Source organism: Streptomyces araujoniae, assembly GCF_050871195.1.
GTDB classification, from domain to species: Bacteria; Actinomycetota; Actinomycetes; order Streptomycetales; family Streptomycetaceae; genus Streptomyces; species Streptomyces bacillaris.
Window position 1 is genome coordinate 144,080 of sequence record NZ_CP194070.1, and the last position, 12,582, is coordinate 156,661.

2 protein-coding genes are annotated in these 12,582 nt (G+C 73.0%); both read right to left on the bottom strand.

Annotated features, from left to right (window positions below; all coding sequences use genetic code 11):
* Nucleotides 1-12 precede the first annotated feature (12 nt).
* Nucleotides 13-10,983: an amino acid adenylation domain-containing protein gene (locus ACQ9ZG_RS00595; protein ID WP_499279629.1), complete on the bottom strand. Its 10,971-nt coding sequence runs from the start codon at nucleotides 10,981-10,983 to the stop codon at nucleotides 13-15.
* A gap of 377 nt (nucleotides 10,984-11,360) precedes the next feature.
* Nucleotides 11,361-12,539 carry an acyl-CoA dehydrogenase family protein gene (locus tag ACQ9ZG_RS00600; RefSeq protein WP_109914817.1) on the bottom strand — a complete coding sequence of 393 codons (1,179 nt, stop codon included), beginning with the start codon at nucleotides 12,537-12,539 and terminating at the stop codon, nucleotides 11,361-11,363.
* Nucleotides 12,540-12,582: the final 43 nt, after the last annotated feature.

Consider the following 12,582-nt stretch of genomic DNA (forward strand, 5'->3'; position numbering starts at 1 on the left):
CGGAGGCCGCGATCAGATCGCGAGCGCGGTCAGCTCGGCGATGCGGGCGCGTACCAGCTCCAGTTCGCCGTCCGGCGCGACCGCCGCCGGTTCCCGGAGGCCGGCGGGCGTGGCGTCCGGCGACACGGCCGTGGGCAGGGTGACGTCGTCGCCGCCCAGGACGATGCCCCGGTCGTTGAGCGCGGGACTGAACTTCATCAGCGTCAGTCTGCCGACCGGCGCCGCGCAGAGCTGTTCGACCGCCGCCGTCAGCTCGTCCGGCTGGATGAGCGGCGCCTGTGCTCCGACCACCGCGCCCCGCTCCCCCTCGGCGGGTGCGTTGTTGAAGCAGTAGCCCAGGTTCAGGACCTTGCCGTCCGTCCCGTACCGGCGTCGCACGGTCAGCGCGAACGCGTCGAGGAACGTGCAGGCGGCCGCGTAGTTCGCCTGCTTGATGGCCTTGAGGTAGGAGTTGATCGAGGAGAGGAACAGGGCGAAGTCGAGCGCTTCGCCGCCGAACACCTCCATGCACCGGACGCCGGCGTCGACCTTGCCGCGCAGCACGTCCTCGAACTGCGGCTCGCTCATCCGGGACAGCGTCGCCCCCGCGAACACGAGGCCCGAGTGGATGACGCCGTGCACCGCGCCGAACCGTCGTACGATCTCGTCCTTCGCCGCGCGCAGGGCCGCGAGGTCGGTGGCGTCGCAGCGCAGGTAGAGCGGCGCGGGCCCGTCCGCGCCGGCGGCCCGGGCGATGGCGGCGTCGACGCGGGCGTCCTGCGGCCTGCGGCCGAGCCAGACCACCTGGGCGCGGTACCGCCGGATCAGGTGGGCGCTGATGACCGTGCCGAGGGCTCCCGCCCCGCCGACAATGACGTACGTGCCGCCCTGCCGCAGCCGGGACGACGTCGGCGGGGCCGGCCGGACCGTCATCAGCCGCTGCTCGTGCCACCGGCCGTCGCGGTGGATGCGCAGGTTGCCGTCCGGGTCCGCTGCCAGGTCCAGCACCGCGGCCAGGGAGGACGCGTCGTACTCCTCGACGTCCGCAGCCCTCACCCGCCAGTTCGGGTACTCCTTCGCGGCCGTCCCCGCCAGGCCCGCGACACCCGCGTGCGCCGGATCGACGGCCTCGGCCTCATGGGCGGCGTGCGCCCGTTCGGTGATCAGGGTGAGCCCCAGGGAGCGGTCGCCGTACCCGGCGGCCAGCAGGGCTTTCACCGTGCGGAAGGCGTGCAGCGTGCCGTCGGCCTGGTCCTCGACGACGCTCGCCCCGGACCGGTCCTCCACGGCGGCGGGCGCCACCCAGATCAGATGGTCGAGTCCGGGGACGGACCGGAGAGCCGTCTCCAGGTCGTCGCGCGTACGCTGCGCCGGGTCCGCGAGCACGTGCGCGCCGGGAAGGCGCGCGAGGAGGGCGTCCCGTGCCCGCCCCGGGGGCGCGATGATGCCCACGGACGCGGAGCTCGGCGGCCATGGCGCGGATTCCGTCGGCTGGATGGAATCCCAGACCGGTATCAGCGTGGTGACGCCGTCCGCCGCTTCCGGCGTCCTCTCGACATGCGCCGGGTCCTGCGTCCGCTCGGCACGCGCCGGGTCCGGTGTCCGCCCGGTCCGTCGGCCCGCGATGCCCCGCAGGCGCAGGCACACCGTGCCGTCGTCGGTCGCGAGGTCGATGTCGATCCGGTCCGCGCCGTGCGCGTCCTCGGCACGGCGTACCAGGGCCCACATCGTGGTCGCGCCGGGGGCGAGGACTTCCACCGTCCTGATGGTGAACACCAGCCCGACCCGGTCGTCGCGGTCATCGCCGTCGCCGTGGAGCAGCCGCATGCACTGCATCGCCGCGTCCACCAGCGCCGGGTGCGGAAGAGGACCGTCCGCGGTCGCCGGCGCCGTGCCGGGCAGCCTCAGCCGGGCGAGCACCGCGTGGTCGCCGCGATGGACCGCGGCGACCCCCTGGAACGCGGGCCCGTAGGCGATCCCGCGGTCCCGCCACTCGGCGTAGAACCGCTGGGGGTCGAATGCCGTGGGCCGGAAGTCCCGGAGCAGCGCGGGCAGATCGAGCGCCCGCGCGGCCGTCGGCTCCGTGGCGGACACCTCGCCCTGGCAGTGGAGTACGGGCTCGTCCCCGGCGGACTCCGTGGAGGACACCGTGAACCGGGTGGCGTCGCCGTCCGGGCGAAGGGCCACGCGCAGCGCGCGCGGCGCCCCCGGCACCGAGAGGGGCCGCAGGAACACGACGTCGTGCAGGCGCACCGGGGCGCTCGCGGTCCGCCGCGCCGCCGCGGCGGCCCACTGGAGATACATGGCCCCCGGGGCGATCCCGGTTCCCTGTATCCGGTGTTCCCGCAGATAGAACTCGTCGCCGGTGAGGAGTCGCCCGTCGCGCCGGGGTCCGTCGTCCGCCGCGGCGCGCGTCGGCAGCGCGTAGCGTTCCCGCTCGAAGGGGTAGCCGGGCAGCGGAACGCGACCGTAGCGCCTGTCGCGGAACAGCTCGGTGAAGTCCGGTGCCCCGCCGTCGAGGAACTGCTGGGCGAGCGCCTGCACCTGGGAGTCGGCGCCCCGCGCCGCGATGTCCTGCCCGGAGAGCCGGGCATCGCACCGGCTCTCCAGTTCCGTGATGTCCCGGACCACCGCCGCCCAGCGGTGCCGCAGGTGTCTGCGGCCGAGCAGGAGGGTGTGGCTCACGTCTCCGGGATCGAGGTCCGGGTGCTCGCGGCAGTGGCGCGCGAGCCGGGCCACCTGGTCACGCAGTGCCTGCTCCGTCGCCGCCGACAGCACGAACAGCCGGGCCACGTCCGGCCTGCTCCGCGGCGGCGTGGACGGCACGGTCGGCTGCTCGATCACGGCGTGGGCGTTGGTTCCGCTCGCGCCGAGCGACGTGACCGCGGCGCGCCGCCTGCCGCCCTCGGGCACGGCCCACTCTCTGGGCTCCGTGTGGACGAAGAACGGGCTTCCGGCCAGCGTGACGCTGGCGTTCGTCTCCGTGTGGTGGGGCAGGCCGGGGATCGCCTCGTGCCTCATCGCCAGCAGTGTCCTGATGACGCCGATGACGCCGGCGGCGGCCTGGGCGTGGCCGATGGAGGCCTTGGTGGAGCCGAGCGAGCAGAACCGCTCGGCGTCGGTGAAACCGCGGAACGCGCGGTCGAGCGCCCGGAATTCCACCGGATCACCGAGCTTGGTGCCGGTGCCGTGCGCCTCGACCAGACCGATCCCCGCCGGGTCGATGGCGAAGTCCCGGTAGATCTGCCGCATCAGCCGTTCCTGGGAGGTCCCGTTCGGCGCGGCGATCCCGTTCGTCGTGCCGTTGTGGTTGATCCCGATGCCGCTGATCACGCCGTGGATGTGGTCGCCGTCCGCCTGGGCGTCCGAGAGCCGCTTGAGGACCAGCGCACCGACCCCCTCGGCGGGCACGAATCCGTCGGCGGCCTGGTCGAACGCCCGGCTCCGCCCGGTCGGGGAGAGCATTCCGGCCCGCGAGGCCGCCAGATACAGCCGCGGGGAGTTCTGTACGTAGACCCCGCCCGCGATGGCCGTGGTGACCTCGTCCGCCCACAGTGCCTGACAGGCCAGGTAGAGGGAGACCAGCGAGCTGGAGCACGCGGTGTCGACCGCGAGTGCCGGCCCGTGCAGGTCGAGGTAGTACGCGATGCGGGACGGCACCAGCGAGTTCATGTTGCCCCAGAGCGCCTGGCCCGGGTAGTCGGACGGCCCCGTCAGGTCCAGGTAGTCGCCTGCGGCGCAGCCCACGTAGATGCCGCACCGGTCCCGGTCGAGCGAGTCGCCCGCGTGGCCCGCGTCCTCGAGCGCGCGCCACGCCTCCTGGAGGAACAGCCGCTGCTGCGGCTCCATGTAGACGGCCTCCGCACCGGAGATCCCGAAGAAGAGCGGGTCGAACTCGTCGACGCCGTCCAGGAGGCCGCCGTCCAGGCAGACGCTGCCCAGCGACGCGAGGTCCCAGCGGTCCACCTTCGTGACGGCGTCCCGGCCGGAGGCCAGCAGGTCCCAGAACTCGTCGGTGTCCCGGGCGCCCGGGAACCGGCCGCTCATGCCGACGATCGCGACGGGCTCCCGGCCACGACGCGGCGGCGCGGACACGGCGGAGGGCGCGGGCGGGGCAGCCGGTTCGGGTACGGCGGAGGGCTCGGGCACCGGCGGCGGTACGGGCACCGCGGACGGCCCGGGTGCCACGGACGGCCCAGGTGGTGCCACGGACGGCCCGGGCAGGGCGGAGGGCACAGGGACGGGCGCCGCTGACGCCTCGGGTACAGCCGACGCCTCGGCAACGGCCGACGCCTCGGGCACCGCGGCCACGAGGGCGGCACCTTCCTCGGCGACGATGAATCGCGTCAGCCGCGTGATCGACGGGTTCTCGAACAGCACGCTCGGGTCGAGGTCGGTGCCCAAGGACTCGTTGAGCCGTTGCACCAGGGAGACGCCGGTGAGCGAGTCCAGTCCGTAGTCCGCGAAGGGCTTGTCGTCCGCCAGCTCGTCCGCCGTCAGCCTGAGCGTCTCGGTGAGGATCCGCTCCACGGCCGCGCGGACGTGCTCCTCGATCGAACCGGACGCGGCAGGCCGCGGGGCGGGGGGCGCGCACCGGCGCGGGACGGGCGAGCCGACGCGCGCCAGCAGGACCTGCTGACCGAGGTCGTGGGCGGGCGCCGCCAGCGGCTCGACCGTGTCGAACCCGCACTCCCGCAGCACGTCGCGCCACGTGTCCGGGGACAGGGCCGGTCCGCCCCGGATACGCCGTCCGTCCGTGAACCGCCACCAGCCGTCGAGGAGCCCGAAGGTCAGGTGCGACCACCAGTCGTTCCGGGCGAGTTCGTTGAGGACGAGGACGCCGCCGGGACGCAGCAGTGCCCGGGCGTGGCGCACGGTCCGCACGATGTCCTCGGTGGCGTGCAGGACGTTGTTGGCGACGACGATGTCGTACCCGCCCGTGGCAAGTCCCTGGGCGCCGGGCTCCCGTTCCACGTCGAAGGCCGAGAACAACACGTACGGGACGCGGTCGGCGAACCGCCGCTCCGCGTCGATCAGGAACGCCTTCGAGATGTCCGTGTAGCGGTACTCGGCGAGGTCGCGGCCCGCCAGCGCGGCGAAGACGCGCTCGCTGGTGCTGCCGGTGCCCGCTCCGATCTCCAGCAGCCGGACCCCGTCGCCGCGGGCCTCGACCTCCGCGGCTACCGCGGCGGCCGTCACGTCGTTGAAGTAGTCGGCCGTCGCGTTCCCCCGGTACACCGGTTCGACCAGTGCGAACGAGCCGCCCGGGAACATGGCCGCCGTGGCCTTCGTCCGGCCGGACAGGATCGCGGGCAGGGCCTCGATCATGCGCTCGGTCAGGCCGGTCCTGGCCGCCAGCTCCGGATCGTGGGCACGGGCGTCCTTCCACGTACGCCAGTTGTGCCAGGCCTGTTCGACGCCCGGCGCGCTCTTCCCGGGCACCACGAGGTCGCCCTCGCGCACGAGTTCCCCGTGGCTGAGCAGCACGGTGACCGTGTGGTCGAGCCACGGGGCGAGGGACGGCGAGATCCGCTGCCCGAGCAGGTCGCGACGGACGGGCGCGTCGAAGAGGCCCGCCGCCACGAGCTGGGCGAGCACGAGCGGGCGCGAAAGGCTGTCCAGCGCGTCCGTGGCGGACGCGTGACCGGACAGGAACGTCGCGACCCCCTGGGACCCGGCCGCGGCTACCAGCAGCGCTTCCGCGTCGGGCGGTTCGGCGGCCCGAGGCACCGGAACGGCGGCGGAGGAGCCGGTGGCCCGGGTGTGCGGCAGGGCGCCGAGCCGGTCGGCGGCGCGCGGAACCGGCACCGCCCCGGCAGTCGGCCAGTGCCGTTTCCCGGCGAACGGATACGCAGGCAGGCTCACCCGCACCGGCGGACGCTCGCCGTGGTGGGCGTGCCAGTCGACGTCGATGCCGTTGACCCACAGGGGCGCGATCTTGTCCCACTCGCCGCGTTCGAGCCACCGGGCCAGGAGGTCCCGCAGCTCACCGGGGCGCTCGAACATGGCCCGCAGCTCGTCCTCCGGCCGTCGGGCCGTCCCTTCGAACACCGCTCCGCGCGCGCCGCGCCCGACGTACTCCTGGAGCGACGCGATCAGCCCGTCGACGTCGTGCGCGACGAAGACCACGCGTTCGGCCATCGCCCGCCGTCCGACCTGCAGCGTGTACGCGAGCGAGGCCAGGTCGCCGTGCGTGTCGCGGTATCCCGGCAGGAACTCCAGCAGTCGCCGCGCGAGGGCGCCGAGCCGCTCCCCGTCGCGGGCCGAGAGGATGACCGCCTGGGGGCCGGGGCGTCCGGCGGCCCGCGCACCGGTCGGCGCCTGTTCCAGTACGGCGTGCGCGTTGGTGCCGCCGATCCCGAAGGAGCTGAGTCCCGCCCGCGCCGGTCCGTCGCCGACCAGCGGCAGGTTCCGGTCGGCCACGAAGAACGGCGAATCGTCCCAGTCGATCTCCGTACTCGGCACGTCGCAGTGGAGGGTCCGCGGCACCTCACCGTGCTGCAAGGACAGGGCCACCTTGATGAGGCCGGCGATCCCCGCGGCCGCGTCCAGGTGGCCGATGTTGCTCTTGACCGAGCCGATGCCGCAGAACCGGCTGCGATCGGTGTGGTCGCGGTACACCTCGGTCAGTGCCGCGACCTCGATGGGATCGCCGAGCCTGGTGCCCGTGCCGTGCGCTTCGACGTAGCTGATCGTCGACGGGTCCGTGCCCGCCTTGTCCAGCGCCTTGCGGATCACCTCGGCCTGGCCCCGCACACTGGGCGCGTAGAACCCCGCTCTGTCGCCGCCGTCGTTGTTCACCGCGATGCCGCGGATCAGGCAGTAGATGTGGTCGCCCGCGGCGATCGCCTCACCGGCGCGCTTGAGGACGACCACGCCGACGCCCTCACCGCCGGACATGCCGTCGGCGCCGTCGGCGAACGCGCGGCTGTTTCCGTCGCTGGAGAAGTTCAGGCCCGGCTGGTGCACGTAACCCAGTTCCCCCGCGGAGAACAGGCTGGCCGCGCCGACGAGCGCCTGGTCCACGTCACCGGCCAGGAGTCCCTGGCAGGCGACGTGCACCGCGCTCAGGGCGGAGGAGCAGTTGGTACTCACCGCCATGCTGGGACCGTGCAGGCCCAGCTTCGTCGAGATCATCGTGGGCACCGTGCCGCCCTGGGCGAAGAGCCACGCCGCGTACGTCTCCGAACTCGCCAGGACTCGCGGGCCCGAGGCGTTCGCCATCAGCGCCGGGAGCAGGGCCTGGTAGAAGTTCGCGCTGGTGGAGGTGGTGACGCTGGTCTGCGGAACGTCCTCCGGGCGGTAGCCGGCGTCCTCCAGCGCCTGCCACGCGTGCTGCAGCAGCAGGCGCGCCTGGGGGTCCATGAACTCGGCGTCGCGGGGCGAGATGTCGAAGAACGCCGCGTCGAACTCCGCCCTGCCGTCCACCACCGACCGCTGCGGTACGTACCCGGGCCGGGTGATCAGCTCCTCGGGCACTCCGAGGGCGCGCAGTTCCCCGGCCGACCAGGAGGTGGAGCCGCTGCGTCCCTCCACGAGCGCGGACCAGAACGCACGGTGGTCCAGGGCTCCCGGGAACCGGCAGGAGATGCCGATGACCGCGATCGCGTCGCCGAGCGAGGCGTCGTCGGCCGACGGAGTGGTACGGCGCGGACCGGGGTGCCGCCCGGACTCGGCCCGCTGCGGCGCGGGGGCCTGTGGCCCAGCGGCCGCCCGTCCGCCCGCTCTCTCCCCGCCGGGTGCCTTCCCGTCGGGCAGCAGCCCCGTCAGGTGGCGGGCCATCGCCGCGACGGACGGGTGCGCGAACATGCTGGTGGGCCGCAACGAGCAGCCGAACGCGCGGTTGATCCGCTCGACCGCTTCGATGGCCGCGAACGAGTCTCCGCCGATGTCGAAGAAGCCCGCGGCACGGTCGATGTCCCCCGAGGCGAGCACCTCTTCAAAAATCCCGCGCACGGTCCGCTCGATGTCGGGCGCGGCCACCAGGCTGTCGGCGGCCGGGCTGTCGGACACCGAACTGCCGGCGGCCGGGAGCGGCCCCGTCCGGGCGGCCTCCGCCAGCCTCGCCCGGTCGACCTTGCCGTGCGGTGTGAGCGGGAAGGCGTCCAGGGTCACGAACGCGGCGGGCACCATGTAGGCGGGGAGGGTCCTGGCGAGTTCCGCGCGCAGCAGCGCGGCGTCGACCGGCGCGTCCCCGCTCCCCGTGCAGTAGGCCGTGAGCCGGTCGGACAGGCCGGCGTGTTCGAGCAGGACGATGCTTCGGGCGATCTCCGGGCGGGCGTCGAGCGCCGCCTCGATCTCGCCGAGTTCGACCCGATGGCCGCGCAGTTTGACCTGGTTGTCCATCCGGCCCAGGACGACGATCTCGCCGTTGGGCAGCCGGCGCGCGCGGTCGCCGGTCCGGTAGAGCCGCCCCGGCGCGAACGGGTCGCCCAGGAAGCGCTCGGCCGTCAGCTCCGGCCTGCGGTGGTAGCCCAGGGCGACCCCGTCGCCCGCGATGTGCAGCTCACCGGTCACGCCGACCGGAAGAGGGTTCAGGTTCTGGTCGAGGACGTACAGCCGGGTGTTGGCGATGGGGCTGCCGATGGTCACCGGCTCCTCGCGGCGCAGTCGCTTGGCCGCCGACCAGATGGTCGTCTCCGTGGGCCCGTACAGGTTCCAGGCCTCGCCGCGCGCCACCAGGTGGTCCTTGAGGCCGTCCGGCAGCGCCTCGCCGCCGCACAGCACCTTGACGCCCTCGGTGTTCCGCCACCCGACGCGCACCAGCATGGCCCAGGTCGCCGGGGTGGCCTGCATGATGGTGGGCCGCCACTCCGCGACCTTCTCGGCGAGCAGGGTGGCGTCCGCTGCCGTGGCCGCGTCGGCGACGCAGACCTGTCCGCCGGTGATGAGCGGCAGGTACAGCTCCAGGGCGGCGATGTCGAAGCTGTGGGTGGTGAGGGCCAGCAGCCGGTCGTCGGACGTCACTTCCAGTGTGCCGGCCATGGCCAGCAGGAAGTTGGTCAGCGCCGTGTGCGGGACGAGGACGCCCTTGGGCCTTCCCGTGCTGCCCGAGGTGTAGATGATGTAGGCGGCCCGTGCTGCCGGGGCTCGCGGCTCCGGCGCCTCGCCGGCGGTCTCCCCCGCCGGTGCCGGTGCCTGGGCGGCCCGGTCGTCCCGGCGGTCCGTCACGTACAGCCGTGCCTCGGGCATCCCCACGGCGGCCAGCCTGTCCAGCACCGCCTCATGGCAGACGACGAGGTTCGCGCCGCTGTCCTCGATCATGTACGAGAGGCGTTCGGCCGGCATCCGGCTGTCCAGGGGCAGGTACGCCGCGCCGAGTCCCATGACGGCGAGGAGGGCCACGACCAGGTCGGCCGACCGTTCGTGGCAGACCCCTACGACGTCCCCGGGGCCGACGCCCTGCCGCCTCAGCGCCTCGGCCAGCGCCGTGCTGCGGTCCGCGAGTTCGCGATAGGTGAGGGTGCGCTCCCGCCAGGTGACCGCCGGGGCTTGCGGGGTCGCCGCCGCCTGCTCCGTGAAGAGGTCCCAGCACGTCCGGTGCGTGGGAAGGCCGGTCTCGGTGCGGTTCCAGTGCTCGATGACGAGACGCCGTTCCTCGTCGTCGAGCAGGTCCAGCCTCCCGATCGGCGACCGCCCGTCCGTGTCGAGGATGCTGTCCACCAGGGTGGCGAAGTGCCGCGCCATGTCCGCGACGGCGTCGGCCGGGAAGGCGTCGGGGTGGTACTTCCAGTTCACCAGGAAGCCGTCACCGGGGACCACGTCCACCGTGAGGTCGTACTCGCCCAGCTGGTACAGCCCGTCGACGAGGTCGAAGTCCGTCTCGCCGGTGGCGCGGGCCCGCTCGCCCAGATAGCCGGAGAGAGCGGAGTCCTGGTAGTTGTAGACGATCTGGTAGAGGGGTGACCGCGGATTCGCGCCACGGGCGCCGAGATCGTTCACGATCCGGTGGAACGGGTAGGCCCCGTGCTCCAGCACGTCGAGCACCGTGGACTGCACGCGCCGGGCGAACGAGGTGAACTCCTCGGAGGCGTCCGGTCTGCTCCGGACGGGCAGCGTGTTGACGAAGTGGCCGACGATCGGGTCGAACCGCTCCGTCGGGCGCCCGGCCACCGGCATCCCGATGACGAGGTCCTCGCTGCCGGTGTACCGGTGCAGGAGGGTCAGGAAGGCCGCCAGGAAGAAGGTCCCCGGGCTGATCCCCTGGGCGGCGGTGAAGGCCGCGACGGCGGCGGCCCGCTCCCGCGACAGCCGGCTGGTGTGCACCTCGCCCACGTGAGGCGCGTCCGGCTCCGGAGCCGCCTGGGCGGGTAACCCGGTGAGGACCTCCGCGCCGGCGAGTTCCCGCACCCAGAACTCCCGGTCCTCCACGGCGCGTTCACCGGCGAGCGCGTCCCGCTCCCACGCGACGAACTCACCGAACGAGGGTGCGCCCACTTCGATCGGGACGTCCCGCCCCTCGACCCGCGCCCGGTAGGAACGGAACAGCGTGTCGATGACGAGACGCGCCGACACCCCGTCGATCACCAAGTGGTGGACGACCAGCAGGACATACGACTCGGACGCGGAGCGGCGCAGCACGGTCAGCCTGGTCAGGGGGCCACCGGCCAGGTCGAACGGCTGCCTCGCCCGCTCCTTGAGAAGCTCCGGCACCCGGCCGGAGGGCAGATCGGAGATGTCCACGGACTCGACGGGGAAACCGTCCGGGTCGCCGTGGGACAGACGCGGCCCGTCCTCCGTCTCGCGCACCGTGGCCGAGAGCAGCGGATGCCGGGCGAGGGTGTCATGGAACGCGGCCCGAAGCGCCTCGGTGTCCACGTCCGCGGCCGAGAGGCACACGGGGACGTTGTACGCGTACGTCTCCGGCTCCAGCTTGGCCAGCGCCCACAGGCCGCGCTGCCCCTCGGAGAGGGGGATGTCCACACGCCTGGAGAGTTCGGCCAGTACCCCCGCCGTCGACACCTTGCCGTCGGCGTACATACGGGCGAGCGCGTGCAGGCTCATGCCGGATTCCCCCCTGCCACTCCACCGGACGGTTCGCGACGGCCGGACCGCTTCGGCACGCTCACCGGTGCGTCGGCCAGGTCGTGGGACCAGCCGTGACGGGTGCGTACGCGAGGGCGGATCGAGCCGGAATGGGCGCGGCTCACCGGGGTGCCGCGGTCAGGGCACGGGTCGCGGCCTGCGCGCAGGAGCGAACAGCAGGCGTCCACGGATGTGCCCTCGGTGTCATGGCACTCAGTATGTCTCGCAGGCCGTTGCGTGTTCACACGTTTGTTCCACTGTGAAACACGTCACTTATATGTTTCGGCCAGTGTGGAATGCGTGATCCGTGCGGTGCGCCGTGGGCCGCCGTCGCGGGTCGGCGCCCTGCCGTCCGTTCACCGCCGCACGCGCGGCATCCCGAGTCCGATCCAGGAGATGATCTCGCGCTGGATCTCGTTGTTGCCGCCGCCGAAGGTGAAGATGACCGCCGACCGGTAGCCGCGTTCCAGTTCCCCGTGGAGGACCGCGCCGGCGGAGCCCTCCTTCAGCGGGCCCGCGGAGCCGGTGATCTCCATGAGCCAGGCATAGGCGTCGCGGCGGGCCTCGGAGCCGTGGACCTTGACCGCCGAGGCGTCCTGCGGGGTGAGGGTCCCGTCCTGGAGGGCGGCGACCATCTGCCAGTTGAGCAGCTTCATGGCGTCGAGGCGGGTGTGGGTGCGGGCGAGGAGGGCGCGGACCCAGGGGAGGTCGATGACGCGGCGGCCGTCGGCCGACTCCGTCTCCGCCGCCCAGCGTTGGACGTTGTGCAGGGCGCGGACCGCCATGGTGCCGTGGGCGGCGAGGGTGACGCGTTCGTGGTTGAGCTGGTTGGTGATGAGGCGCCAGCCCTGGTTCTCCTCGCCCACCCGGTGGGAGACGGGGACGCGGACGTTCTCGTAGTAGCTGGCCGTGGTGTCGTGCGAGGCAAGGGTGTTGATGAGGGTGCAGGAGTAGCCGGGGTCGCTCGTGGGGACCAGGAGCATGGTGATGCCCTTGTGCGGCGGGGCGTCGGGGTCGGTGCGGACGGCGAGCCAGACCCAGTCGGCGGTGTCGCCGTTGGTGGTCCAGATCTTCTGGCCGTTGACGACGTAGGCGTCCCCGTCGCGGACCGCGCGGGTCCTCAGGGCGGCGAGGTCGGTGCCCGCGTCCGGTTCGCTGTAGCCGATCGCGAAGTCGATCTCACCGGCGAGGATCTTCGGCAGGAAGTACGCCTTCTGCTCCTCGGTGCCGTACCGCATGATCGTGGGGCCGACCGTGTTCAGCGCCATCAGCGGCAGCGGGACGCCCGCCTGGGCCGCCTCGTCGAAGAAGATGAACTGTTCCATCGGGGTGAGCCCCTGGCCTCCGTACTCCTCCGGCCAGCCCGCCCCCAGCCGGCCGTCGGTGCCGAGGCGGCGGATCGTCTCGCGGTAGAAACGCTTCTGGGCGGCGGGTTCCGCGTAGCGGGCGTAGGCGTTGTCGGGGACCAGCGCGGCGAAGTACGTACGGAGTTCGGTGCGCAACTGCTCTTGTCCAGGCGTGTATGCGAGGTGCACGGCCCCTCCAGAGTCTCGCGTCTGCGTCGCCCGTGTGCGGCGG

Coding starts and splice junctions, on each gene's coding strand:
- ACQ9ZG_RS00595 (WP_499279629.1), bottom strand. CDS start 10,983: ATGAGCCTGCACGCGCTCGCCCGTATGTACGCCGACGGCAAGGTGTCG.